21 protein-coding genes are annotated in these 24968 nt (G+C 67.0%); 9 read left to right on the top strand and 12 right to left on the bottom strand.

All coding sequences use genetic code 11. The features are described 5' to 3' along the window. The first annotated feature begins 9 nt into the window (after positions 1-9). Positions 10-633, top strand: coding sequence for a hypothetical protein (locus G6N34_RS01365; protein ID WP_085156439.1), 624 nt, complete (start codon positions 10-12; stop codon positions 631-633). A 67-nt stretch (positions 634-700) separates the two neighbouring features. Here G6N34_RS01365 and G6N34_RS01360 read toward each other — a convergent pair whose 3' ends face one another. After that, entirely contained in the window at positions 701-1915 is a 1215-nt protein-coding gene (locus G6N34_RS01360; RefSeq protein WP_163645285.1) for a cytochrome P450, read from the bottom strand. Between the two features lie 5 nt (positions 1916-1920). Further along, positions 1921-3339: an adenylosuccinate lyase gene (purB, locus tag G6N34_RS01355; RefSeq protein ID WP_085156442.1), complete on the bottom strand. Its 1419-nt coding sequence runs from the start codon at positions 3337-3339 to the stop codon at positions 1921-1923. Between the two features lie 40 nt (positions 3340-3379). On the opposite strand from purB, the gene relZ reads away from it, so the two are divergent. Continuing rightward, a complete protein-coding gene (gene relZ / locus G6N34_RS01350) occupies positions 3380-5110 on the top strand; it encodes a bifunctional ribonuclease/(p)ppGpp synthase (protein WP_085156445.1) in 1731 nt (576 codons plus the stop codon). A 4-nt stretch (positions 5111-5114) separates the two neighbouring features. Here the strand turns inward: relZ and G6N34_RS01345 are convergent, their stop codons facing one another. Continuing rightward, positions 5115-6542: an APC family permease gene (locus G6N34_RS01345; RefSeq protein WP_085156447.1), complete on the bottom strand. Its 1428-nt coding sequence runs from the start codon at positions 6540-6542 to the stop codon at positions 5115-5117. 108 nt (positions 6543-6650) lie between these two features. Next, positions 6651-7283 (bottom strand): TetR/AcrR family transcriptional regulator, encoded by a 633-nt coding sequence (locus tag G6N34_RS01340; RefSeq protein ID WP_085156450.1) that lies wholly within the window; start codon positions 7281-7283, stop codon positions 6651-6653. 58 nt (positions 7284-7341) lie between these two features. Here G6N34_RS01340 and G6N34_RS01335 point away from each other — a divergent pair, with 58 nt between their 5' ends. Together G6N34_RS01335 and G6N34_RS01330 are read left to right on the top strand one after the other, a co-directional pair. Beyond that, positions 7342-8232: an alpha/beta hydrolase-fold protein gene (locus G6N34_RS01335; protein ID WP_085156477.1), complete on the top strand. Its 891-nt coding sequence runs from the start codon at positions 7342-7344 to the stop codon at positions 8230-8232. 89 nt (positions 8233-8321) lie between these two features. Continuing rightward, positions 8322-9620 (top strand): amidohydrolase family protein, encoded by a 1299-nt coding sequence (locus tag G6N34_RS01330; protein WP_163645595.1) that lies wholly within the window; start codon positions 8322-8324, stop codon positions 9618-9620. A 49-nt stretch (positions 9621-9669) separates the two neighbouring features. Here G6N34_RS01330 and G6N34_RS01325 read toward each other — a convergent pair whose 3' ends face one another. Together G6N34_RS01325 and G6N34_RS01320 are read right to left on the bottom strand one after the other, a co-directional pair. Beyond that, the gene (locus G6N34_RS01325; RefSeq protein ID WP_085153414.1) at positions 9670-10905 is read right to left on the bottom strand and encodes a cytochrome P450; all 1236 of its coding nucleotides are present in this window, start codon (positions 10903-10905) and stop codon (positions 9670-9672) included. Positions 10906-10989: 84 nt separating this feature from the next. After that, a complete protein-coding gene (locus G6N34_RS01320) occupies positions 10990-12108 on the bottom strand; it encodes an LLM class F420-dependent oxidoreductase (RefSeq protein ID WP_085153416.1) in 1119 nt (372 codons plus the stop codon). Positions 12109-12196: 88 nt separating this feature from the next. Here G6N34_RS01320 and G6N34_RS01315 point away from each other — a divergent pair, with 88 nt between their 5' ends. Together G6N34_RS01315 and G6N34_RS01310 are read left to right on the top strand one after the other, a co-directional pair. Further along, positions 12197-13699, top strand: a complete 1503-nt coding sequence (locus tag G6N34_RS01315; RefSeq protein ID WP_085153418.1) for an acyl-CoA carboxylase subunit beta — start codon at positions 12197-12199, stop codon at positions 13697-13699. A gap of 13 nt (positions 13700-13712) precedes the next feature. Then, positions 13713-14096, top strand: a complete 384-nt coding sequence (locus tag G6N34_RS01310; RefSeq protein WP_085153420.1) for a lipocalin-like domain-containing protein — start codon at positions 13713-13715, stop codon at positions 14094-14096. Positions 14097-14464: 368 nt separating this feature from the next. Here the strand turns inward: G6N34_RS01310 and G6N34_RS01305 are convergent, their stop codons facing one another. From G6N34_RS01305 to G6N34_RS01290, 4 genes are all read right to left on the bottom strand, one after another. Continuing rightward, positions 14465-15508: a TIGR03857 family LLM class F420-dependent oxidoreductase gene (locus G6N34_RS01305; RefSeq protein ID WP_085153422.1), complete on the bottom strand. Its 1044-nt coding sequence runs from the start codon at positions 15506-15508 to the stop codon at positions 14465-14467. Positions 15509-15590: 82 nt separating this feature from the next. Next, on the bottom strand, positions 15591-15962 hold the full coding sequence (locus G6N34_RS01300; RefSeq protein WP_085153425.1) for an ester cyclase: 372 nt from the start codon (positions 15960-15962) through the stop codon (positions 15591-15593). Next, a complete protein-coding gene (locus G6N34_RS01295; RefSeq protein ID WP_085153427.1) occupies positions 15959-17074 on the bottom strand; it encodes an alpha/beta fold hydrolase in 1116 nt (371 codons plus the stop codon). The genes G6N34_RS01300 and G6N34_RS01295 overlap by 4 nt, the downstream gene beginning before the upstream one ends. Before the next feature lie 11 nt (positions 17075-17085). Further along, a complete protein-coding gene (locus G6N34_RS01290; RefSeq protein ID WP_085153429.1) occupies positions 17086-18702 on the bottom strand; it encodes a flavin-containing monooxygenase in 1617 nt (538 codons plus the stop codon). 123 nt (positions 18703-18825) lie between these two features. Between G6N34_RS01290 and G6N34_RS01285 the strand changes: the two genes are divergently transcribed. Genes G6N34_RS01285 through G6N34_RS01275 form a run of 3 tightly spaced genes read left to right on the top strand, consistent with a single transcriptional unit; the run spans position 18826 to position 22102 of the window. Further along, positions 18826-19836, top strand: a complete 1011-nt coding sequence (locus G6N34_RS01285) for a Rieske 2Fe-2S domain-containing protein (protein ID WP_085153431.1) — start codon at positions 18826-18828, stop codon at positions 19834-19836. Next, complete coding sequence (locus G6N34_RS01280; protein WP_234812975.1) at positions 19833-20468, top strand: cysteine hydrolase family protein; 636 nt, start codon at positions 19833-19835, stop codon at positions 20466-20468. The genes G6N34_RS01285 and G6N34_RS01280 overlap by 4 nt, the downstream gene beginning before the upstream one ends. Next, the gene (locus G6N34_RS01275) at positions 20468-22102 is read left to right on the top strand and encodes a medium-chain acyl-CoA ligase Mig (protein ID WP_085153616.1); all 1635 of its coding nucleotides are present in this window, start codon (positions 20468-20470) and stop codon (positions 22100-22102) included. The genes G6N34_RS01280 and G6N34_RS01275 overlap by 1 nt, the downstream gene beginning before the upstream one ends. A gap of 6 nt (positions 22103-22108) precedes the next feature. Here the strand turns inward: G6N34_RS01275 and G6N34_RS01270 are convergent, their stop codons facing one another. Continuing rightward, a complete protein-coding gene (locus G6N34_RS01270; RefSeq protein ID WP_085153435.1) occupies positions 22109-23314 on the bottom strand; it encodes a cytochrome P450 in 1206 nt (401 codons plus the stop codon). Beyond that, entirely contained in the window at positions 23311-24840 is a 1530-nt protein-coding gene (locus tag G6N34_RS01265; protein WP_085153438.1) for an aldehyde dehydrogenase family protein, read from the bottom strand. The genes G6N34_RS01270 and G6N34_RS01265 overlap by 4 nt, the downstream gene beginning before the upstream one ends. Positions 24841-24968: the final 128 nt, after the last annotated feature.

The following is a 24968-nucleotide window of genomic DNA, read 5'->3' as shown; positions in this document are numbered from 1 at the left end:
ATCGAGAGCATGACTTCCCGGTATGTCCCCTACGCCACCCGACCGCACCGATTCCTGATGCAGTTCCTCAGCGACGTCGTGGTGATCGGCTGGATCGTCATCTGGGTGCTGGTCGGCGTCGCGGTGCACGCCGCGGTCTCCGCCATCGCGGGCGTCGGTCGCCAGGTCGAGGACGGCGCCAACGGGATCTCGGAGAACCTCAAGTCCGCGGGCGGCAGCGTCGACGGCGTCCCGTGGATCGGCGACGACCTGAGCAAGCCGCTGAACGCCGCGAGCGAGGCCGCGCTCGATCTGGCCGGCGCGGGCAGCAGCCTCAACAGCACCGCGACCTGGCTGGCCTGGGTGCTGGCGATCGCGGTCGCCGCGACGCCGATCCTCGCGGTCGCGGGGCCGTGGCTGTACCTGCGCATCCGGTTCTTCCGACGCAAGTGGACGGCGATCGCGCTGGCCGCGACTCCGGCCGGCGAGCAGCTGCTGGCCCTGCGGGCGCTGGCGAACCGCCCGTTGCGCAAGCTGACTGCGGTGAGCGTCGATCCTGTCGGCGCGTGGCGACGGGAGGATCCGATCGCGGTGCGCGGCCTGGCCAACCTCGAACTGCGCTCGGCGGGCCTGCGCCGCCACCCCATGCCATGAGCCGCCGAGATCGACACCAGGGCTGTGAGCGAGCGCGGTTCCACAGCCCTGGTGTCGATCTCGGCGCTCACACGGAGAACGCGACGTAGAGGTGCCGCATCCCGGTGTGTCGATTGCTGCGAGTCCATTCGACGGGCCCGGTCAGCCGCGCCGCCGAGTACCGCGTGAGCAGTTCGTCGAACAGCACCCGCAGCTCCAACCGCGCAAGATTCGCGCCGAGGCAGTAGTGCACGCCGTAGCCGAAACCCAGGTGCGGGTTGGGCTTTCGGGTCACGTCGAACCGCTCGGGCTCGTCGAACACCAGCGGATCGCGGTTGGCCGACCCCTCCCAGATCTGCACCTTCTGCCCGGCCTCGATCGCACACCCGCCCAGCGACACCGCCCTGGTGGCGGTACGACGCTTCGATGGTGACGGCGAGGTCCAGCGCAGCATCTCCTCGATCGCCGACGGCAGCAGGCCGGGATCCGAGCGCACCAGCGCGTACTGATCGGGATGCTCGATCAATGCCAGCAGGCCGCCCGCCACGGCGTTGCGGGTGGTTTCGGCGCCCGCACTGAACAGCAGGCTGAAGAACAGGTAGAGCTCCAGGTCCGACAACTCGGGATCCACGGCGTTGGCCACCACCGAGAGCATGTCGTCGGTCGGCTGGGCCCGCTTGGCGGCGATCAACTCCTGGCCGTAGGTGTACATCCGAGAGCCGGCCTCCTCGGCGGTCAACTGCCCCACCGAAGCGCTCCGGGCCCTGCCGAAGTCGAACTGCGGTTCAATGGCCTCGAACAGCCAGTGCCGCTCCGACTCGGGCACTCCCAGCAGAATGCAGATCATCTGCATCGGCAGTTCGGCGGCGACCTCAACCAGGAAGTCCAGCGGTTCGCCGGGCGCCACGTCGTCGAGCAGTCTGCGGGTCCGCATGCGCAGGTCGTCCTCAACCCGGGCGATCATCCGCGGCGTCAGCCCGGAGCTGACCAGCCGCCGGACCTCGGCGTGCCGCGGGTCGTCCATCATGTTGAGCACCTGACCGGCCACCGCCAGGTCCTGCAGCAGGGTGCCGCCGAAGGGCCGTGCGCCGCCGGTGACGGACGAGAAGGTCACCGGATCACGCAGCACCGCAAGGGTTTCGGCGTGTGTGGCCACCGACCAGAACCCCTCGCCGTCCGGCGTGTGCTCGCTTGCCTCGTGCCAGAACACCGGCGCGGCGCGACGGTGCAGGTCGAACAGGTCATGCGGGAACCCGGCCGAGAAGTTGTCCAGATCGGTGAGGTCGATCTCCGCGGTGAACACGTCTACTAGAGGATCGCGCCCGGGGTGTACTTCGCGGCCTCGGGGTGCTGGCGCACCAACTCTTCGACTTTGGACACCACGGCGTCGACCTGATCCGCGGCCGCACCCGTGAACGCCGACTTGTCGGCCAGCGCGGCATCCAGGGCGGCACGATCGAGCGGCAATCGCGAGTCGGCGGCCAACCGGTCCAGGAGATCGGGTTCGCGGCCCTGCTCGCGCATCGCCAGCGCGACGGCCACGGCGTGCTCCTTGATCACCTCGTGGGCGGTCTCCCGGCCCACACCCGCGCGCACCGCGGCCATCAGGATCCGCGTGGTTGCCAGGAACGGCAGGTACCGGTCCAACTCGCGCTGGATGACGGCCGGGTAGGCGCCGAACTCGTCGAGCACGGTCAGGAACGTCTCGGTCTGTCCGTCGATGGCGAAGAAGGCGTCCGGCAGCGCGACGCGGCGCACCACCGAGCAGAACACGTCGCCCTCGTTCCACTGCGCGCCAGCCAGTTCGGCGGCCATCGACGCGTAGCCGCGCAGCACCACCTGCAGGCCGTTGACCCGTTCGCACGAGCGCGTGTTCATCTTGTGCGGCATGGCCGACGAGCCCACCTGCCCCGGCGCGAAACCCTCGGTCACCAGCTCATGGCCGGCCATCAGGCGCACGGTGTGCGCGAACGACGACGGGCCCGCACCGACCTGCACCAGCGCCGAGAGCACGTCGTGGTCCAGCGAGCGGGGGTACACCTGGCCGACGCTGTCGAACACCGTCGAGAACCCGAGGAACCCTGCGACACGGGACTCCAGTTCAGCCAACCGGGCGGAGTCCCCGTCGAACAGGTCGAGCATGTCCTGCGCCGTACCCATCGGGCCCTTGATGCCGCGCAGCGGGTAGCGGTCGAGCAGTTCGCGGACCCGCTGCAGTGCGATCAGCGTCTCCTGCGCGGCCGAGGCGAACCGCTTGCCCAGCGTCGTGGCCTGCGCCGCGACGTTGTGGGACCGCCCCGCCATCACCTGATCCCGGTAGGTCACGGCGTGGTCGGCCAGCCGGGCCGCGACGGCGACGCCGTGGGCGAACACCAATTCCAGCGACTGCCGGATCTGCAACTGCTCGACGTTCTCGGTGAGGTCACGGCTGGTCATGCCCTTGTGCACGTGCTCGTGCCCGGCCAGCGCGTTGAACTCCTCGATTCGGGCCTTGACGTCGTGGCGCGTCACCCGCTCGCGCGCGGCGATCGACGCCAGGTCGACGTTCTCCAGCACGCGCTCGTAGTCGGCGACGACACCATCCGGGACCGCGATGCCCAGTTCAGCCTGCGCTCGCAGAACGGCGAGCCACAGCCGACGCTCGGCGACGATCTTGGCTTCGGGCGACCAGATGGCGACCATTTCCGCGCTGGCATAGCGCGCCGCCAAGACATTGGGAATACTCACGAATACACAGCCTATCGGCCCGGTGGTGCAGAGTAGACCGATGCACTTCGTCGGACTGGATCTGGCCTGGGGACAGCGCAAGCCCACCGGGATCGCGGTGGTGGACGGCGCAACCGCGCGACTGGTCTGTCTGGGCGCCGCCCAGGACGACGCCAGCATCCATGCCGCGTTGCAGCCCTACGTGTCCGGCCCGTGCGTGGTCGCGGTGGACGCGCCGCTGATCGTGGTCAACCCGACGGGCCAGAGGCCCTGCGAGAAGCAGTTGAACGCGGACTTCGGCCGGTTCCAGGCCGGTGCGCATCCGGCCAACACCAGCAAGCCGGAGTTCGCGGGCACCCCACGCGGCGCCCGCATCGCCCAGGACCTCGGACTGGACATCGACCCCGATTCGACGTCGGACCGGCGCGCCATCGAGGTGTACCCCCACCCGGCGACGATCGCCCTCTTCCGGCTCGGCCGCACGCTCAAGTACAAGGCCAAACCCGGCCGCAGCGTCGCACAGTTGCGCGCCGAACTGCTGCTCCTGATGGACCACGTCGAGCACCTCGCGCGCCGGGATCCGCCGCTTCGGGTGACCGACAACGAGCAGTGGGCCGAACTGCGCGAGACGGTCGAAACCGCCGAACGCAAGAGCGAACTGCGCCGCGCCGAGGATCCCGTCGACGCGGTGGTGTGCGCGTACGTGGCCATGTACGCGACGATGCGCCCCGAGGACGTGACGACCTACGGAGACGGCCAGACCGGCTACATCGTCACCCCGACCCTGCCGCCCGACCTCGAGCCTGCCCCGCGCGAGGCCACACCTCCGGCCGTGCTCGACGCGATCGCGGAGTACGCGCAGCGGGTTCCCACGCTCAAGGACACCACGCAGCGCTACCTCGAGCACGTCTCCACCCTGCTCGACGACGCCGGCATCAACTACGTCAGCGTCACGGGGCGGACCAAGACCGTCGCATCGTTCGCGGCCAAGGCCGAGCGCAGCATCGACGGCCGTCGCCTCTACACCGATCCGCTGTCCGAGATCACCGATCAGGTGGGGCTGCGGGTCATCACCTACCTGCGCGATGACGTCACAGCCGTGGCCAATCTCCTCGGCGAGGAGATGCGCATGCTCGACGATCGCGACATGGGCTTGGAGACGGCCAGCGAGGGCCGATGGGGTTATGCCAGCCGGCATCTGCTCGTCGCACTCGAGGGTGAGCAGCAGCCGGCCTCGGTGCAGGTCCGCACGATCCTGCAGCACGCGTGGGCGGAGTTCGAGCATGATGTCCGATACAAGGGGTCCATCCCCGAGGAGGACGCCCCCGACCTCGACCGCCGCTTCACGCTGGCCGCGGGTCTGCTGGAACTGGCCGATCGGGAGTTCTCCGCGATCCGGGAACGCCTGCGCGCCGCGCCGCTCGCCGACCGGGTCGCCGAGGAGACGAGCGACCCGCGTATCCCGACCGCGGTGCTGGCGACACACCTGGGCAACAGGTTCCCCGACGCCGGATGGTCGCGCACTGACCACTACGGCTGGATCTCGGGGCTGCTGGTGGAGTTGGGCGTCGACTCACTCGACGACCTTGAGTCGGCCCTGGCCGACGTGGACGGCGCCGCGGTGAACACCGCGCTGGCCTACCGGTATCCGGCTGGCGCGGTCCGGCGCCTGGACGACGTCCTGCTGGCGGCGTTCGGCCGCCGCTACCTCGAACTGTCCGGGAACGCCCATCGCGTCGCACTGCTGGAGGCCAGGCTCGAGCGACTGCGTGAGGCCGGGTTGACGCGTTAGGGCGTCAGTCCGGCGCCTCCCCCAGATGGGTGGGGTCGACGATGCCGGGGGACTTGATGCCGAGTTGCCTGTTGATCGCCATCGTGAGGAAGAACAGCGCGATTCCGATCGCGACCAGCACCGCGGCCAGGATGTACTGCTGCGCAGGACGTCCCGACAACGGCGTCACCAGATACAGCGACGTCAGGAATCCGACGATCGGCAGCACGGTCGGCGTGGTGAAGTTCCCCCCGACAGCCTTCACATCCCGTCGCAGCACCAGCACCGCGATGTTGACCATCGCGAACACCGTGAGCAGCAGCAGCGACGTGGTGCCGCCCAGCACCGAGATCGCCTTGCTGTTGGCGAAAGCGGTGACGTAGAAGATCAATCCGAAGGCGACCAGCGTGGTGAAGATGATCGCGACCCACGGAGACCGCCGCGTCGGGTGCACCACGCCGAACGCCGCCGGCAGGACATGCTGGCGCGCCATCCCGTAGATGAGACGACTGGCCATGAGCATGTTGATCAGTGCGGTGTTGGCGACGGCGAACATCGAGATGAAGGGAAGGATCGTCTCGATCGGTAGGCCCGGTGCGCCCGCCTTGACGACCTCGACCAGGGGCGTGTCACTGGCCTCCAACGTGCCGACCGGTACCAGCGCCACCGCGACCACAGCCACGAGCACGTAGACGAAACCTGCTATGCCCAAACCGGTCAGCAGCACTTTGGGGAAGATCTTGACGGGGTCCTTGGTCTCCTCGGCCATGTTGACCGAGTCCTCGAAGCCCACCATGGCGAAGAACGCCAGGGACGTCGCGGTGGTCACGGCGACGAAGACGTTCTTCTCGGACGTGGTCTCGAATGCGACCACCCGGGAGAAGTCGACGTCCGCGCCGCTCCCGGTGAACGCCCACAACCCGACGAAGATCACCAGCAGCAGACCGGTGATCTCGACCATCGTCAGCACGACGTTGAGCCGGACGCTCTCTCCGACGCCGCGGAAGTTCACGATCGCCAGCAGGGCCATGAACGCCAGGGCCACGACGACGACACCCGTTTTGCCCCAGTCGAAGTCGAAGGCCACGAAGAAGTTCGCCGCGAAGAACCTCGACGCGGTCGACGCCGAAGTGATCCCCGAGCACATCACGATGAACGCCACCAGGAACGTCACGAACTGCACGCCGAAAGCCTTGTGCGCGTACAGCGCCGCACCCGCGGCCTGAGGGTATTTGGTGACCAGTTCGAGGTAGCTGAAGGCCGTGACGGTCGCGATCAGGAACGCCACCAGGAACGGCAGCCACGCGGCCCCGCCCACTTCCGCGGCCACGTCGCCCGTCAGCGCGTAGATACCGGTGCCGAGGATGTCGCCGACGATGAACAGCAGCAGCAGCCCCGGACCCATGACCCGCTTGAGCGCGGGCTGTTCGGTCGCTGTCTCGGGCTCCGTCATGCTGCCTCCCCTGGCTTGGCGGTGACTCCATCATGTGCCTCGGACGCGCGCGATGCGGGATCAATGCCCCAAACCGGCGAGTCGCCAGCAACCCGTGCCGGACTCGGCTCACACCGGCAGCGCGCGCCTCTCATAGGGCGCCAACACGTCAATGACGTCGATGAGGGTGGCCCGTGCGGTCTCCTGCGGCGAACTCGAGTCGTCGATGAGCGCGGACACCACGGCACCATCGACGGCGCACACCAGAGCTGAAATCAGTTCGGGCCGCGCCGAGCGTCCAGAACGCTCGACGGCCTCGCCCACGGCCTCGGTCCGCTGCTGCAGCATCCTGCGCTGGATGTCTCGCAGTGCGGGCTGGCGCGCGCACGCGATGTACCGCTCATAGCGGGAGATCAACTGCTCGTAGGCGACGGTGTCGAGGCCCTCGTGATCGACCAGCAGTTCGACGAGCACCTCGGCCGTCGTCTCGGCACCGCGGCGCCGCTTCGACAACCCGGCCACGCGAGTCCGCAGCTGCGCGGCCTCCCGCATGCCGATGAACTCGACCGCCGCGGCGATCAGGTCGTCCAGCGAGGAGAAGTAGTAGGTGGTCGATGCGAGCGGCAGGCCGGCACGCCGGGCGACGGCGCGGTGCCGGACTGCTTCGAATCCCCCTTCGGACAGCAGATCGGCGGCGGCGCTGACCAAAGCGCACCGCCGACGTTCTCCTTTCGGAGTCACCGCTGCCGTCACAATGAGCATGCTGCCAGTCACCAGGGCACGCTGGGCGTTTTCGGGCAAACCCCTGCGCGATGGCAGGATGGCCGGTATGGCAGACCTCAGCCGCCGCGCCGTCCTGCGTCTCGCGATGGGTGCGGCCGCCGGCGCGGCGGGCGCCTATGCCGCATCCGGCGTTCTGAGCACACAGCCCTCCACCGCCACTCCTGTTGCACCACCAGCCCCTTTGGCCCCAGTTGCCCCGCTGAGTCCGCCTTTGGCGGCGCCCACGATGAGCACCGGATCGTTCGTGTCCGCCGCCCGCGGCGGTGTCGCGACCAACTGGGCCATCGCGCGGCCGCCCGGCCAAACGTCCACGCTTCGCCCGGTGATCGCGCTGCATGGCAAAGGCAGCGACGCCGCCGCGGTGATGGCCGGCGGAGTCGAGCAGGGCTTGGCCCAGGCCGTCGAAGCGGGCCTGCCACCGTTCGCCGTGGTCGCCGTTGACGGGGGCGGAAGCTACTGGCACAGGCGGGCATCGGGTGAGGATTCGGGCGCGATGGTGCTCGACGAACTGCTCCCCATGCTGGATTCACAGGGCCTGGACACGTCGCGGGTCGCGTTTCTGGGCTGGTCGATGGGCGGCTACGGCGCCCTGCTGCTCGGCGGCCGGTTGGGCCCGGCCCGCACGGCCGCGATTGTGGCCGTCAGTCCGGCACTGTGGCTGTCGTCCGGAGCCTCCGCCCCGGGCGCGTTCGACGGCCCCGAGGACTTCGCCGCAAACAACGTGTTCGGCATGCCCGCGTTGAATTCGATTCCGATCCGGATCGACTGTGGCACCAGCGATCCCTTCTACGGCGCGACGCAGGAGTTCATCGGCCAGTTGGCCACCCCGCCTGCGGGCGGGTTCTCCCCGGGCGGGCACGACGGGGGTTTCTGGAGCGCTCAATTGCCCGGCGAACTGACCTGGCTCGCGCCACTGCTCACCGCCTGATTCAGCCGTTCACTTCGCCGAACTCGGCCTCGCCCTGACCGCTTCCTCAGTATCGTGGTGCCTACCGTATGCCTATCGGGAGGATGCCAGTGCACAAGGACGACATGATTCTGATCAGCGTGGATGATCACATCATTGAGCCGCCGGACATGTTCGCCAATCATCTGCCGGCCAAGTATGTCGATGAGGCGCCGCGGTTGGTGCACAACGCCGACGGGTCGGACACCTGGCAGTTCCGGGATGTGGTGATTCCGAATGTCGCCTTGAATGCGGTGGCGGGCCGGCCGAAGGAGGAGTACGGGCTGGAACCGCAGGGCCTCGATGAGATCCGCCCGGGTTGTTATGACCCGGCCGAGCGGGTCAAGGACATGAGTGCCGGTGGGGTATTGGCGACGATGAACTTCCCGTCGTTCCCCGGGTTCGCGGCACGGTTGTTCGCCACCGAGGATGCGGAGTTCTCGTTGGCGTTGGTGCAGGCCTACAACGACTGGCACATCGACGAGTGGTGCGGGTCGCATCCGGGGCGGTTCATTCCGATGGCGATCCCGGCGATCTGGGATCCGCAGTTGTGCGCCGATGAGGTGCGCCGGGTCAACCGCAAGGGCGTGCATTCGCTGACCTTCACCGAGAACCCCTCCACTTTGGGGTATCCGTCGTTCCATGATCTGGAGTACTGGCGGCCGTTGTGGGAGGCGCTGGTGGAGACCGACACGGTGATGAACGTGCACATCGGGTCCTCGGGCAAGTTGGCGATCACCGCCCCGGATGCGCCGATGGACGTGATGATCACGCTGCAGCCGATGAACATCGTCCAAGCCGCCGCCGATCTGTTGTGGTCGGCGCCGATCAAGGAGTTCCCGGATCTCAAGATCGCGTTGAGTGAGGGTGGGACGGGCTGGATTCCGTATTTCCTGGATCGGGTGGACCGCACCTATGAGATGCATTCGACGTGGACGCATCAGGACTTCGGCGGGAAGCTGCCCTCGGAGGTGTTCCGGGAGCATTTCATGACGTGTTTCATCTCTGATCCGGTCGGGGTGAAGAACCGGCATCTGATCGGGGTGGACAACATCTGCTGGGAGATGGACTACCCGCACAGCGATTCGATGTGGCCCGGCGCCCCCGAGGAGCTCATGGCGGTGTTTGACACCTATGACGTCACCGACGACGAGATCAACAAGATCACCCACGAGAACGCCATGCGGCTCTACCACTTCGACCCGTTCACACACATCCCCAAAGACCAGGCCACCGTCGGCGCCCTGCGCGGCAGCGTCGAAGGCCACGATGTGTCCATCCGCGCCCTCTCCCATCACGAGAGTCGCGGCGACAAGCACAGTCTCGATGCGCTCACCGCGGCGGCGAAGGCCAACTCGGCCCCGCGCTGACGGTCAGACGACAAAGGCGGTCAACCCAACCGGGTTGGCCGCCTTTGTGTCAGGAGAGCTCGTAGCGGATAGGCAGGTGCTTGAGGCCGCCGACGAACGTCGTCGCCATCTGCTGCGGTGTACCTGCGAGTTCCACCGACTTCAACCGCGGCAGAAGCTCGGAGAAGAAGCTGTTGACCTCGAGCCGAGCCAGCGCCGCACCCAGACAGAAATGCACGCCGTACCCAAACGCGATGTGCTTGTTGGGGTCTCGGCCGATGTCGAACGTGAACGGTTCGTCGAAGACGTCCTCGTCCCGGTTGCCCGACACGTAGGACAGCAGCACCGACTCGCCCTTGGCGATGCGCACACCACGAATCTCGTAGTCCTGCTGCGCCGTGCGCATGAACTCCTTGACCGGCGTGGACCAGCGGATCATCTCCTCCACGGCCAGCGGCATCAGACCGGGATCGTTCTGCAGGCGGGCCAGCTCGGCGGGATGTTCCAGCAGGGCCAGCATGCCCCCGGATATGGCGGCACTGGTGGTGTCATGCCCGGCGGCAGCGACGATCAGGTAGTAGGACACCGTGTCGATGTCGGACAGCGGCTCACCGTTGATGGTGGCGTTCGCAATCGTCGAGGCCAGGTCGTCGGTGGGGTCCGCCCGGCGCGATGCCGTCAATTCGGTGAAGTACTGGAACATCTCAAGCAGCGACACCATCTGTTCTTCTTTGGTCTCACCGCGCTGGAACTCGTCGTCGTCATTGCCGAACAGTTCCTGCGTCCAGGTCAACATCGAGGTGAAGTCCTGCTCGGGAACCCCGAGCAGGCTCATGATCATGTAGAGCGGATAGTTGGCCGCGACCTGCTGCACGAAGTCGCATTCCGGGCCCACCGCGATCATCTGGTCGACGAACCTCTTGGCAAGTTCATCAGCACGGTCCTTCAACGCACGCATGGCCTTGGGCCGAAACCAGTTGGCTCCGATCGCCCGCAGATCGCGATGCAGCGGATCGTCGGTGTGGATCAGCGTGCGGACGCCGACAGCGGCCTGCTGTTCATCGCCCTCCCGGGTGACCAGCACCGGGCGGGGCGCGTTGGTGAAGATGTCGTTGGCCCGCTCGATCTCCATGATGTCGGCGTGCTTGGTGATGGCCCAGAACGGCGCATAGTTGTCCACCTCGACCCACGACACCGGTGCCGTGGCCCGAAGCTGCGCGAGACCCGCATGCAGCCTGGCCTCGTCGGTGTAGGCCTTCGGGTCGGCCAGCATCGCCCCTGGGGACTCGACCACCGGATTACTCATCACTGCTCCCGCCTCATCACGGTGACACCGGTCACTGTTCGAAGTCACAGTAGCAGTTCCCGTAATGCCTTCAGTATTGGGACCTCAGGTCTGCTGAGCCTCGTCGAGCACGCCTGTCGCGGCCTCCACACGCTCCGCATAGGCCCTGCGCGCGGTCGCGTCGAAGTCCAGGAACAGCCGGCGGGCGGTGCGCACCTCGTCGAGCACCGTGGCGATCACGGGTTCCGGTGTGCCCGCGGGAAATCCGGGAAGCACGCGGTCGATCACGCCGGCGCACCGCTTAGCCAGGGCCGCCGCGACCTGGTCGAGGGGGGCCATCACCGCGAACGCGCCCAGAATCTCGTCGTCGATGAGCGCGGACATCGCATCCCATTCGCCCTCGATGGACAGCCGGCGCAATTCGGGCTGAAGCTCACCCCACCCGTGCAGGTCGAGCACCCGGCGATACGCCGGCGTCGACGCATAGAACGCGATCTGCTTACGGAACGCCGCCGCGGAGGTCGACATCTCGTCCTCGTCGCGTCCCGTCACCACGAACACCGGACTCGAGACCTCGATGTCGGCCCGGTCCCGCGACTCCCGCGCGAGCCCGCGTTGAAGGGCGGGAATGGTGACCTCGTCGAGGTAGCGCCGCGTCGTGAAGGCGTGCACCAGCAGGCCGTCGGCGGTGCGCCCGCACATCTCGGTCATCGCCTCGCCAACGGCCGCGACGAACACCTTGGGATCCGGGAAGTCTGACGGTTCCGGCGTGAACATCGGCGTCATGAGCTTGTGGGTGTAAAACTCGCCGGAGAAGCTCAGCCTGTCGCCGGTGTGCCAGCACCGCCAGATCTCCCGCAGCGCCGCAATGAATTCCGCCATGCGGCGCACCGGATGACTCCACGGCATCGAGAACCGTTTCTCGATGTGCGGCTGGATCTGTGTGCCCAGGCCCAGGATGAATCGGCCCCGTGAATACGACTGCAGATCCCAGGCGGACTGCGCCACCGTCATCGGGGTGCGGGCGAACGCGACCGCGATGCTGGTGCCCAACTCGATCGACGTCGTGTACTCCGCGGCCAACAGCATCGACAGGAATGGATCGTGGTTGATCTCGCCCGTCCAGCAGCCGTCATAGCCGGCCTCTTCGTGCGCTCGGGCCGAGGCGCCTGCGCCGTCCAACCGGCCGGGGATACCGCGGTCGATCTTCAACGTCCCGACCATGCCGGTGAAGCTACAGTAAGTGATTCGGTATGGTCAACGCTTCTGCGTTGAGCGTTAGGATCGTGCCGTCGACCACCCGAGGAGACGTATGGCAGACGCGGAACGGCCCGACTGGAAAGACACGCTGGCCGACCTGAAGCTCCGTCGCGAACGCTCCTACGCCATGGGCGGTCCCGAACGCCTGGCCAAGCATCGCGGCGCGGGCAGACTCGATGCCCGCGCCCGCATCGACGCACTTCTCGACCCGGGCAGCTTCCGCGAGATCGGAACCCTCGTCGGGGGCGACGTCCCAGCGGACGGCATCGTCACAGGGTCCGGGGAGATCGACGGAACACCTGTCATGGTCGGTGCCGAGGACTTCACGACGATGGCGGGCACCATCGGCACGGGCAGCAACTCGAAACGGCACCGAATCGCCGAACTGGCGCTGCGCAACCGCATTCCGCTGGTGATGCTGCTGGAGGGGGCCGGGTTCCGTCCCGGCAAGCATGGGGGCGGACGCGCACCCATCGACCTGATCGCCCAGGCGCGCTGTTCGGGCATAGTCCCGACGGTGGCGGCCATCCTGGGTCCGTCGGCGGGTCACGGCGCGCTCGTGGCGCCGGTGTGCGACTTCCGCATCATGACTGCGGGCGCGGCCATCTTCACCGCGGGCCCGCCCGTGGTGAAAGAGTCCACCGGAGAGGATATTTCAAAGGAGGACCTCGGCGGCCCCGACGTGGCGATATCCAGCGGCGTCATCCACAATGTCGCTCCCGACGACGAGGCCGCGCTGGCCGACATCCGGCGTTATCTGTCCTACTTCCCACCCACCTCGTGGAGTTATCCGCCGACCCGGCCTGCCGATGCCTCGACTGGACCGCGGTCCACACCCGAACTGCTCGACATCATTCCGCGAGACAATCGCCGCGTCTATGACATCCGCAAGGTGATCGACGTGGTGTTCGACGACCCCGACTGGTTCGAGGTGCAGCCTGGATTCGGTCGTGGAATCGTCTGCGCACTGGCACATCTCGGCGGACATCCGGTGGCCGTGGTCGCCAATCAGCCGATGGTGATGGCCGGGTCCATCGACGCCGACGCCGCCGACAAGGCCGCGCACTTCATCATGGTCGCGGACTCGTTCCACCTGCCGATCGTCTTCCTGTCCGACAATCCCGGCATGCTCCCGGGCAGCAGGTCCGAACGAAGCGGCGTGCTGCGCGCGGGCGCACGCATGTTCGCCGCGCAGACCATGGCCAGCACGCTCAAACTCCACCTCACCCTGCGTAAGGCCTACGGGTTCGGCTCGATGGTGATGTCGCTGTTGGGTTTCGACGATCAGGTGGCCACGTTCGGCTACCCGGGCTCGACCCTGGGCGCCATGAGCGCAGCGGCGCTGACCCGGGCGGCCAAGGTGGACGCTGAGGCGTCGGAGAAGCTGCACGAGGCCGAGACGCAGGCGTCGTTCCGGTCCGCTGCGAAACTCAGTTTCGACGAACTCATCGATCCCCGCGAAACCCGAGACGCACTTCTGACAACGCTGGTGCGGGCCATGCACAGCCGGGCCGTGCCCGCGGAACCAGTGACGCGCACCGCGATCCTGCCCTGAATCGAGGCGTTCCATGACCATACGAGATGCGCTTCTGGGCGGTTGGGCCCTGGAGTCGTTCCACGCCACCGACGATGGCGGGACCCGAGAGCCGTTGGGCCGCAGGCCCCGCGGGCTCATCCTGTACACCGCCGACGGCTGCATGTCGGCACAGTTGGCTCCCGGCGACGGAGAGTCCGACATCGGGCAGTACATCGCCTACGGTGGTCGTTTCCACGTCGACGAGGCCGCGGGCACTGTGCGCCACGACGTGGTGATGTCGACTATGCCGGAGCTTCTTCTCTCGCCCCAGGTGCGGCACGCCCGCATCGACGGTGACACCCTGACGCTCTCGGCCTCGATGACCGACCAGACCGGCAACACCACGCACAGCACGCTGATCTGGCGCCGCGTCTGACTTCGGCGACGGGCCGTGTCTGTACAGTGACACGCCGTCTTTGCTCTCGGCGACGGGCCGTGTCTGTACGGTGACGCGCCGATGTCGGCGTACAAAACCGGACGCTCGTGAGACCCTTTCAGGCCCGTCGGAAGTGCTCGACCGTCCGCACCACATCAGCGAGAAGCTCGTCGACCCGCTGGACTGGCCCGCGCGTCAGTTGGCGCGCCTGCTGAACACCCATCGGCCCCACCTCCGCCTCGCTCTGCAACAGCAACAGCAACAAGCGACGTGCTCAATGCGAGAACGTCGGCCCGCACCGAGGACGCGTCGGGTGTGCGAAATTGCAGGCGATCTGACGAGATTCCCGGCAATTTCGCGCACTCACGTCACTCGACGGCGCGATACGCCGCCACGATGGGTTCCAGTTCGTCGGGTGTGGCGCCGTGCATGATGACCGCGTCGGCGCCGTAGTCGAATTCCTTGCGCACACGCTCGGCGCACTGCTGCGGGCTGCCGGTGGCCGCGATCTCCAACCACTCGTCGGGCAGCAGTGTCGCGATGTGCTCGATCTGCTCGGCGGACGCCTTGTGGTCGATGCCTCCGGGGATGGAGGTCACCACTGAGTCGGCCCGGAAGCGTTCCAGCACAGCCGGATCCCAATTGTTGGTCGACACCAGCAGGTCTCCGTATCCCTGCAGATAGGTGGCCAGGCGGGCGACGGTCTTCTTCAGCCGAAGCTCCTCGGGCAGGTGATCACCGACGGTGGCGAAGCAGGACCAGACCTTCACCGAGTCGGGGTCGCGGCCAGCCTGCTCGGCGGCCTCCTTGACGGTTTTGACACACCGCTGCAGCGTTTCGGGAGTGAAGTAGGTGTGCAGGATGACGTCGTCGAAGGCCCGGCCGCCGAGTTTGAGGGTTTCGGGACCGAAGGCCACCAAGGCCAACCTGATGTCCTCATTGAAGTCGGGATCCAGGAACAGCACCGGGTACTTCCCGATGGGCCCGTCGTGGTTGAAGATCAGCTCGCCGTGCCACAGGCGCCGCATCACCTGCGCGAAGTCCTCCATCTGCGCGGTGGTCACCGCCGAGATACCGAACGCCTTGTATATCGCGGCAATCCCGCGCCCGATCCCCAGGGTGAAACGCCCGCGCGAGAGGCGGTGCATGGTGGTCGCCCATGATCCGGTGATCAGCGGGTGCCGGGTGTTGTGGTTGGTCGCGGCGGTGGCGATCTGCATACGCGATGTGACGGCACACGCCGCGCCGGTCAACGACGAGGCCTCCTTGACGTTCCAGCGCTCCGAGATGAATGCTGTGCCGAAGCCCAGTTCTTCACCCCGGCGCGCCTCGTCCATGAGCGTCGCGGGCCCCTCTCCGCCGGCACCGGCCAGCAGGTAGTAGCCCAACTCATCGAGCACTCGATCGGTCATCGTCAGATCCTCTCCACACACTTCGTCAGTCCCCCTACGGCATTCAACGGCACTCGGGGCTCCAGTTGTCAGGAACCCGGAGTCAGCTCCAGACTCCCTGGCCGTACCCGCAGTTCCACACATCGGTGATCCGCCCGTCGACCACCTTGAACACCTCGATGCTGGCGATCTTGAACTCGGAACCGTCCTTGGCGCTGATCGTCGAGTCGTAGACGATCGCGACGTGCTGTCCGTCCTCGTCGGCGATCACGCTGTTCAGTACGAACGTGAGACTCTCGAACTGCTCCCACATGTCCTCGACCCGCTTACGGGCATCGGCGCGAGACAGCGTGTGCGATTCCCCGACCTCATGGCGGACCATGGTGTCGGCGATGATCTCGTCCACCAGGTCATAGCGCTGGTTGTTCCACAATTCGAGGTTGTACAACTCCACCACTTCACGCGCAGTCCTCATTCGAACCACCCCTGGCTCGCCACGTCGCGGAGGAACGCCTCGGTCACGGCCTGCACTCGACCCGAGAACAGGTGCCCCACATGGCCGCCGTCGTGCCAGTGCAGCCTGCCGCCCCAGCGCTCATGCATCGCCAATGCCGGTGCACGCATCGCCATCTGGTCGTTCCAGGCTCCGACGATCAACCGGTGCTCTGGCGGCACCAGCGGCGGGTTGGCCAGCGGGTCGATCACCGCGGTCAGCGCAGCCACCTCCGCCGAGGCCAGCACCGCGCTGACGGCGTCGGCCGCCCCGCCCCAGCGATGCAGATGGTTGGCGATCATGCCGTTGAGTCCCAGGATCGGTGTGTACAGCGCGACCCCGTCCAGTCCAGGCTCCAGTGCCGCGACCAGAGCGGTGACCCCACTGCCCAGCGACAGCCCCGACAGCACGGTCGTGCTGGCCTGCGGTTGCACCCATCTGACCACGGCCCGCACCTCAGAGACCGCGCGCATCATGCCCGCGACGTTGGACACCGGGTCGGTGTCGGGGTAGGTCGGAAACCATCGACGCCTGATGCCGTGTCCGGGCTGGATCGGCATCGCGATGTTGTAGCCCAGGCGGTGATGAATTCGGCCGATCCTGGCCACCGCGAAGTCGGACAGCCCGCCCTGCCCGGCACCGTGCACCCAGATCAGCCAGGGCCGAGATCCGCCGCGATGCCGCACGACGTTGCACACCGCGGGGGCGGGGGCGCCGTACTGCGACAGGCAGTCCGGCAGCCGAGGGTCGTGCTCGTAGGTGATCTCCTCGAAGGCGAGCTGCCCGGCGAGTCGCCGTCGACTCTTCTTGACCTGCAACTTTTCCGGAGTGGGATAGGCCTCCGCAACAGAGAGCCCGGACAACGTGTCGGCCACCGCCGCGTAGCCACTGGCCTCGCTGTGCAGCGCCGGAGGCGACGCGGTCAACGTCATCCCGGTGACCACCAACTCGTCGAGTGCCACCTCGCCCAGTTGGCGGAGGCCACGCGGGGACCAGGCCGACCAGTCACCATCTCCGGTGAGCGCGCCCACCGAGCGCGGCAGCACCCCGGACAGTTCCCGCGCGATCTGCCGTACCCGCTCCTGAGGCCGCATCCCGGTCACACTCACGCCAGCACGAAGCCCGGGTAGCCGGACGCCGCGATCTCGTCGCATCGACGGCGGTACTCGGGAATGCCTGCGGTGTAGGCCATGTACCGGCGCTTCTTACCGGGCACGTTGGCACCGTTGTACCAGGAGTTGCAGCTCGGATGCGCCAGCACCGTCGGCTCCACCAATGACGTGGTGTGCTCAATCCACTCGCGCTGCGCGTCCAAGGTGGCCTCCATGGTGCGGTATCCCCCTGCCAGCAGATGGCCGATGGTGTCGCCGATCCACTCGACGTGCTGCTCCAGAGCGGCGATGAAATTGGTCGCGGCCGAGGGACTTCCGGGCGCCTGGACGATGAACAGATTGGGGAACCCGGCGACCTGCAGGCCCAGATACGACGTCGGCCCCTCGGCGTCCCAGACCTCGCGCAACGTCCTGCCGTCGCGTCCCTTGACGTCGATGCGGCTCAGCGCGCCGATCATGGCGTCGAAACCGGTGGCGTAGATGATGACGTCCAGGTCGTGGTGGCGCTGTTCGGTGGCGATCCCGGTGGGCGTGATCTCGCGGATCGGACCTCTGCGCAGATCCGCCAGCGTGACGTTGTCACGGTTGTACGTCTCGTAGTAGCCCTGGTCGATGATCGGCCGCTTACAGCCGAACGGGTGGCTGGGCACCAGCGCCGCGGCGGTGTCGGGATCCTTGACGATCCGGGCCACGGCCTCGCCGTAGAGGGCGGCCGCCATCCGATTGGCCTCGATGTCGAAGAAGATATCGCCCCAGTTCAGCGCTCCCATGACGCCTCGTTCGTCGATCGCCCGCAGCTGGTCCTCCCGCGATGCCGACTTGATCGGCGGCTGGACCAGCATGTCCAACAGCAGGGAGAAGGCACTCAACCGCGCCGCCCCGACGGGGTGCTCCCGCTGGGCGGCGCGGATCTCGGGGTATGCGGCCTTGAGTTCGGCGAGTTCCGCCGAATCCAGGCTGCGCACGTCCCACGGCAGAGTGAAGGCCGCCGAGCGCTGGAAGACCGTGAGGTGTCCGGCTTCCCGTGCGACGACGGGAATCAACTGCACCCCGGTGGATCCGGTGCCGATCACCCCAACCCGCTTGCCGGCCAACGGATGACCGGACTCCGGCCAGCAGCTGGTGTACAGCGAGGCGCCGTCAAAGCTGTCCATACCGGGAATGTCGGGTTCGAGCGGGACCGACAGGATTCCAGTGGCGGCCACCACGAATGAGGCGACGAACCGCTCACCCGTGTCGGTGCTCAACGTCCAGGCCGCGTCGTCCGCGTCGAACGTCATGGCCGTGACCCGGGTGTTGAACCGGATGTCGCGCCGCAGGTCGAGCCTGTCCGCGACGAAGTTCAGATAGGCCTCGATCTCCGGCTGAGCCGGCATGGTCTCGGACCAGTCCCACTCCTGCTGAATCTCGTCGGAGAAGCTGTAGGAGTACTCGATGCTCTCGATGTCGCATCGCGCACCGGGGTACCTGTTGAACAGCCACGTGCCCCCCACACCCTCGGCCGCCTCAAGCGCCAGCACCGAGATCCCCAGTTCCCGCAGGCGGTGCAGCATGTAAAGCCCGGAGAACCCGGCGCCCATCACGATCGCGTCATATCGGATGTCGCTCATGCAGGACGCCTCCTTGTGCGCGATCAGTGGCCGACGGTGGAGAACGCGCCGGTTCAACATCCCGCCCGAAACCGCTACTGTAATGTATTCCATAACGTTGTGAGGCGAGAAAGGGCGGCAAAGATGAAGGTGCCGTTCACCTGGAAAGTCACCGGGTGGTTCATGATCGGCTGGTCGGCGGAATTCGAGGTCGGAGCCGTCAAGGCGCTCAAGTACTTCGGTGAGGACCTGGCCGCCTATCGCGACGAGTCCGGTCAGTTGCACGTCCTTGAGGCGCACTGCAAGCATCTGGGCGCCCACATCGGACACGGCGGCAAGGTCGTCGGCGACTGCATCGAATGCCCGTTCCACGGGTGGCGCTGGGGCCCGGAGGGCAACAACACCTACATCCCGTACCAGCCCGACCAGCCGAACCGCGGACTGCGCCTCCGGTCCTACCCGGTGCAGGAGCAGTACGGCTGCATCTTCATGTGGTACCAGCCGGACGGCGAGCCCCCGCAGTGGGAACTACCGGACATCTTCTTGAAGTTCCCCCAGTTCGAGACGGACCCGAACGCCTACTACCGCCCTTATCCCGAGTTCTCCAGCCGCGCCGACGGCATCCACGTGCATCCGCAGATCGTGGCCGAGAACGGCCCGGACAGTTCACATTTCCGGTACGTGCATGGAGCGTCCGTCACCCCGGTGTGCCTGCACTGGGAGCACGTCGATGAGGAGTGGCGGTTCCTCACCGGATGGCCCGACGCCCGGCACCCCGGCACGGACAGGATGGCGCTCAAGATCCACAGCCACTTCAGCGGTCTGGGCTTCGCGATGAGTGCTTTTGAGGGCTCGTCGAACCATCGGTTGATCTTCGCGTGCACCCCCGTCGACGACGAGGTGTCGGACATGTTCTATTCGATCTGGTGGCCGAAGGTTCCCGGCGAGACCTCCGACATCCCACCGGCCGAGGTGCGGGCGAAGGTCGAGCGTCAGTTCCTCAAGACGGTGTGGGAGGACGTCGACATCTGGGAGCACCAGAAGTACATCGAGAACCCGCCTCTGGCCAAGATCGACGCGAAACCCTATATGGCCATGCGCAAGTGGGCTCAGAGGTTCTACGAGGTGCCGCCCGTCGACGCCGTGCGCGCGTGAACCCAGCGGTGAGCCGCCCGACGCTGGCCGAACTCGTCGCGCCTGCCCACACCGCCGTCGTCACCCAGGAACTGCAGGGTGCGGTGGTGGGGCCTCGGGCCGGTCTGGCCGCGCTCGCCGAGGAAGCCCGCCGCGAGGCACTCCCGAGCATCGCTCGCCTGCTGCCCGCGGCCCGCACCGCTGGCGTCGACGTGGTGCACTGCCTGGTGCAGAGACGCCCCGACGGCCGGGGATCGAACCACAATGCCCGGCTGTTCTCCGTCGGACGGCGCGACGTGGACATCACCCCGGGCAGTGAGGGCGCGAGCCTGCTGCCCGAATTCGGCCCGGAGCCAGACGATCTGGTGCTGCGCCGCTGGCATGGCCTGGGCCCAATGGGCGGCACCGACCTCGACGCGGTGCTGCGCAACCTCGGCGTGCAGACGATCGTCGCAGTTGGTGTCTCCCTGAACGTCGCGATCCCCAACCTCGTGTTCGACGCCGTCAACGCGGGATACCGCGTGGTGCTGCCGCGGGATGCGGTCGCAGGAATCCCGAGCGACTACGCCTCCGCGATCATCGACAACACGCTGTCGCTGCTGACCACCGTGACCACGACCGATGACCTGATCCAGACTTGGCAGGAGTGCTGATGCAATTCACCGTCCCCGCAGTGGCCGACGCCGTCGCCGCGGCCCTCCCCGATCGCACCCTGATCATCCAGGGGGACCGCCGGTACACCCATGCCGAGGTCGTCGACCGCTCAACGCGTCTCGCCAGGTTTCTGCGCTCGCAGGGTCTGGGCTGCCACACGCCGCGGGCCCAACTCGCGGGTCACGAGACGGGCCAGGATCTGCTGGGCATCTACGCCTTCAACGGCCCCGAGTATGTCGAGGGCATGCTGGGCGCGTTCAGGGCGCGCGTCGCGCCGTTCAACGTCAACTACCGCTACGTGAGGACCGAACTCCAGTACCTGCTGGCCGACGCCGGCGCGACCGCCCTGCTGTATCACGCGGAGTTCGCCCCGCGCGTCGCCGAGATCCTGCCCGACCTGCCGGACCTGCGGGTACTGATCCAGATCGCCGACGCGTCAGGTAACGAACTGCTCGACGGTGCAGTCGATTACGAGGAGGCGCTGCGGGCCGGCGGCAACGGCGCGGAGCTTCCCCCGGCTGACCCCGACGACCTGTACGTGCTGTACACCGGCGGCACCACCGGCATGCCCAAGGGCGTGCTGTGGCGCCAGCACGACATCTTCGTCGCATCCTTCGGTGGGCGCGACCTCTACAGCGGACACACCGCCGAATCCATCGAGGAACTCGTCGAGAAGGCCCAGTCGAACCCCGGGATGACGCTGATGATCCTGCCGCCGTTGATGCACGGCGCGGCACAGTGGGGTGTGATGACCGCGCTGACCACGGGCCAGACAGTGCTGTTCGCCGAGAACGCCAACCGATTCGACGCCGACGCGGTGCTCGCCGACATCGCGAAACACCAGGCGGGCGTCGTGACGGTCGTGGGCGATGCGATGGCCCGCCCCCTGGCGGAGGCCATCGAACACGGCGCCGACGCGTCGTCGCTGAACGTCATCGCCAATGGCGGTGCGCTGCTGACTCCCACTGCCAAGCAGAGGCTGATCGACGCCAAACCCGGCCTCATCGTCGTCGACGGAGTCGGGTCGTCGGAGACCGGCGCACAGATGACTCACATGTCGGCGACCGGCGCGGTGTCCACCGGGACGTTCAATCCCGGCCCCGACACGTGCGTCGTCGCCGAGGATCTCAGCACCGTGCTGGAACCCGGGCACGACGGCAACGGATGGCTGGCCCAGCGCGGCCCAGTTCCCTTGGGCTACAAGGGCGATCCCGAGAAGACCGCGCGGACCTTCCCCGTCATCGAGGGTGTCCGCTATTCGGTTCCGGGTGACCGGGCCGAGCTGCTGGCCGACGGCACCATTCATCTGTTGGGCCGAGATTCGGTGACCATCAACACCGGTGGCGAGAAGGTGTTCGCCGAAGAGGTGGAGACTGCGCTGGCGTCGCACCCAGCGGTCGCCGACGTGCTTGTGGCCGGCCGATCCAGCGAACGCTGGGGCCAGGAGGTGGTCGCGGTCGTAGCGCTGGAACCTGACGCTCGGGCCGACGCCGACACACTCATCACCCACGCCGCCGCGACGCTCGCGCGGTACAAGCTGCCCAAAGCTGTGGTGTTCAGACCGAAGATCGAACGCAGTCCCGCAGGCAAGGCCGACTATCGCTGGGCCAAGCAGCAGGCCGAGCAGGGCTGAGCCCCGCTACCGCAGCACCCGCACCGGGACGTTGCTCCATCCCGCGACATTCTGCATGTTAACCCGCCGGCATCCCTCCCAGTCGACCTCGAAGCGGGGCATGAAGTCGAGAATGCGGTCCAGTGCGATCGCGCTCTCCATCCGGGCCAGGGCGGCACCCAAGCAGCTGTGGATGCCGTATCCCAGGCCGAGGTTCTGTGCCTGGGTGCGATCGCGGTCGACGTCGAAGCGGTCGGGATCGGTCCACGCCTCGGGATCGCGATTGGCCGATCCGCCCACCAGGAACACCGGCTTGCCCGCCGGGATGGTCACGCCGTGCAGCGTCACCTCTCGCAGCGAGCAGCGCACGTTGTACTGCGCCGGAGCCTCGTAGCGGAGCAGCTCCTCGACCGCCGCCGGGATCCTGCTGCGATCGTCGAGCAGCTTCTGCCACTGATCGGGATTCCGGCCGAAGACCACTGCAGCGTTGCCCAGCAGCTTGGTCACGGTCTCGGCGCCGGCACCGCCCAACAACGTTGCGAACTCGGTGATCTCAAGATTGTTCAGCGGCTCCATCTCACCGTTGTCACGTTCGATCTCGGCCTCGATCAGCCTGCTCAGGAGGTCCTCGCCCAGATCGTCGCGGCGCGCCTTGATGAGCTTGTAGTAGTAGACCGACATGTTGATCGCGGACTTCAGGCCGTCCTCGCTCATCTCGACCTCGCCGGGTTCGCGATGCAGGAAATCATCGATCCACAACCGGATCTGCTGACGGTCCTCGTCGGGCACACCCTGCATGGCGGTCATGACGTCGACGGGGAACAATGCCGAGAAGTCCTGCACGAAGTCGAATCCGTCGGGGTCGACCTTCGACAGGAACTTTCCGACGCACTCCTCGACCAGGCCCCGCCTGGCCTCGATGGCCCGCGGCGTGAAGACCTTGTTCAGCAGACTGCGCATCCGGCGATGAGCGGGCGGATCCATCGCGATGATCGAACCGTGCTCGGTGACATGGCCTTTGCGGACCTGCGCCAGATCCACCCCATAGGCCGACGAGTAGGTCTCGTAGTCCTTGAACGCCGCCGCGACATCGCCATGCCGGGTCAACGCGTAGAAGTCGTACTGCTCGCTGTAGTAGACCGGCGCCTCCGCACGCATCCTGCGGTACGTCTCGTAGGGGCTGGTGAAGAACTCCTCGGAGAACGGGTCGAACACCACCGTTGCCGTGGTCATTGCTGCACTCCTGCGATTCTGGCTGATCGGGATCTCTCGATTCGGCGGTGAGTTCGGTTGCGGGCCAAGCGCAGTGTCGCGTCGGCATAGAGCTTCATCGGTGTGCGGAACGGCGGTGACGCCGATCCTGTGATGCTGAACGGCAGATCCGATCCGACCACTGTGCGGTAATGGCTGAAGGCGTCGAACCCGGCCTTGCCGTGATAGGCACCCATCCCACTGCGGCCCACGCCACCGAACGGCGCCGCCGACGGAATCATCTGCGCGGCGAAGTCATTGCGCGCAACTCCACCACTTCGGGTGCGCTGCACGAAGTTCCGGAAATCGTCATTGCCCGGCCCGTACCAGTAGGCGACCAGCGGCGCGGGCCTTTCGTTGATGCACGCGATGGCGTCGTCGAGATTCGAGTACCCCAGCACCACAAGGACCGGGCCGAAGATCTCCTCGTGCGCGATGCGCATGTCCCCCGTCACCCCGCGCACGATGGTGGGCGCGATCTTTCGCGTGGCGCGGTCCGGAAGCGGTTCACCCGCCGGCGCCACCGACACCACGTCGGCACCCTTGGCCCGCGCGTCGTCGAGCAGTGCCAGCACCCGGTCGAAGTTCGGTTCGTTGACGCACGAGCAGTAGTCGTCGTTGTCCAGAATGCTGGGGAACATCCCCTCGAGCGTGCGGCGCGCCTGGTCGATGAACACCTCGACGGCACCGTCGGGGACGAGCACGTAGTCGGGGCACACGCACACCTGACCGCCGTTGACCATCCGGGCCGCGGCGATGCGGGCCGCGGCCCGCGTGATGTCGACGTGTCCCTGATCGGGTGCCACGACGACGGGGTTCTTACCGCCGAGTTCGAGTGTCACCGGCACGAGGTTCTGCGCCGCGGCCTGCTGCACCAGCTTGCCCACCTCGGGTGACCCGGTGAAAAAGAGGTGGTCGAACGGCAGCGCGCTGAAGGTGGCGGCCACCTCTGGTCCACCCGTGACGACCGCGAGTTCGGTCGAGTCGAAGTACTTCGGCGCGAGGTCCTTCATGAGTTCGGCGGTGCGCGGGGTGATCTCCGACATCTTGATCATGACGCGGTTGCCCGCGGCGAAGGCCGCCGCGGCGGGCAGCACCACAAGGTTGAGCGGGAAGTTCCACGGGCCGATGACGCCGACCACCCCGAGTGGAGTGGGCTGCACATCGGCCCGCAATCCCAGCGCGCGGGCCGCGCGCAACAGCTTGGTGGACTTCATCCACTGCGCTACATGGCGTCTGGTGTGCTCGATGACCGGGATGATTCCGACAACCTCGGTGAACAACGACGCCGCACGGGACCGCGTACCGAAGTCGGCGTCCATGGCCGTGACGAAGGCGTCGGTGTTGTCCAGTACGAGGGCCGACAGCCGGTCGATGCGGTTCAGGCGAACGTCCAGGTCCGGTGGGCCCTGCGCGACGAACGCCGCACGCTGGTGCTGCAGCAGCGTCTCCAGTTCGGCGCGGTGATCCCACGCCGCGCCGTCGGCGGCCAGTTCCTGCGTGCTCATCGGCAGCCTCCCAGCCCTTCCCACCGCCCGCCATGCTGGGCGCTCAACGGTAAAGGTTACAGTATCTTGGTCGGGCGCGGGCGCGAGACCTCGGCCCCATCCCCGGTCAGTCCAGCGCGACGCTCACC

The sequence above is a fragment of the Mycolicibacterium confluentis genome (assembly GCF_010729895.1).
Taxonomy (GTDB): domain Bacteria; phylum Actinomycetota; class Actinomycetes; order Mycobacteriales; family Mycobacteriaceae; genus Mycobacterium; species Mycobacterium confluentis.
This window is presented reverse-complemented; position numbering and strand designations above follow the sequence as displayed.

What these genes read in the sequence shown, in the direction of transcription:
- G6N34_RS01365 (WP_085156439.1), top strand. Translation starts at nt 10, where the DNA reads ATGACTTCCCGGTATGTCCCCTACGCCACCCGACCGCACCGATTCCTG.
- G6N34_RS01305 (WP_085153422.1), bottom strand. Translation starts at nt 15,508, where the DNA reads ATGACCGATCGAGTGCTCGATGAGTTGGGCTACTACCTGCTGGCCGGT.
- G6N34_RS01340 (WP_085156450.1), bottom strand. Translation starts at nt 7,283, where the DNA reads ATGCTCATTGTGACGGCAGCGGTGACTCCGAAAGGAGAACGTCGGCGG.
- G6N34_RS01275 (WP_085153616.1), top strand. Translation starts at nt 20,468, where the DNA reads ATGCAATTCACCGTCCCCGCAGTGGCCGACGCCGTCGCCGCGGCCCTC.
- G6N34_RS01320 (WP_085153416.1), bottom strand. Translation starts at nt 12,108, where the DNA reads ATGGTCGGGACGTTGAAGATCGACCGCGGTATCCCCGGCCGGTTGGAC.
- G6N34_RS01315 (WP_085153418.1), top strand. Translation starts at nt 12,197, where the DNA reads ATGGCAGACGCGGAACGGCCCGACTGGAAAGACACGCTGGCCGACCTG.
- relZ (WP_085156445.1), top strand. Translation starts at nt 3,380, where the DNA reads ATGCACTTCGTCGGACTGGATCTGGCCTGGGGACAGCGCAAGCCCACC.
- G6N34_RS01335 (WP_085156477.1), top strand. Translation starts at nt 7,342, where the DNA reads ATGGCCGGTATGGCAGACCTCAGCCGCCGCGCCGTCCTGCGTCTCGCG.
- G6N34_RS01285 (WP_085153431.1), top strand. Translation starts at nt 18,826, where the DNA reads ATGAAGGTGCCGTTCACCTGGAAAGTCACCGGGTGGTTCATGATCGGC.
- G6N34_RS01290 (WP_085153429.1), bottom strand. Translation starts at nt 18,702, where the DNA reads ATGAGCGACATCCGATATGACGCGATCGTGATGGGCGCCGGGTTCTCC.
- G6N34_RS01300 (WP_085153425.1), bottom strand. Translation starts at nt 15,962, where the DNA reads ATGAGGACTGCGCGTGAAGTGGTGGAGTTGTACAACCTCGAATTGTGG.
- G6N34_RS01270 (WP_085153435.1), bottom strand. Translation starts at nt 23,314, where the DNA reads ATGACCACGGCAACGGTGGTGTTCGACCCGTTCTCCGAGGAGTTCTTC.
- G6N34_RS01345 (WP_085156447.1), bottom strand. Translation starts at nt 6,542, where the DNA reads ATGACGGAGCCCGAGACAGCGACCGAACAGCCCGCGCTCAAGCGGGTC.
- G6N34_RS01325 (WP_085153414.1), bottom strand. Translation starts at nt 10,905, where the DNA reads ATGAGTAATCCGGTGGTCGAGTCCCCAGGGGCGATGCTGGCCGACCCG.
- G6N34_RS01310 (WP_085153420.1), top strand. Translation starts at nt 13,713, where the DNA reads ATGACCATACGAGATGCGCTTCTGGGCGGTTGGGCCCTGGAGTCGTTC.
- G6N34_RS01265 (WP_085153438.1), bottom strand. Translation starts at nt 24,840, where the DNA reads ATGAGCACGCAGGAACTGGCCGCCGACGGCGCGGCGTGGGATCACCGC.
- G6N34_RS01295 (WP_085153427.1), bottom strand. Translation starts at nt 17,074, where the DNA reads ATGCGGCCTCAGGAGCGGGTACGGCAGATCGCGCGGGAACTGTCCGGG.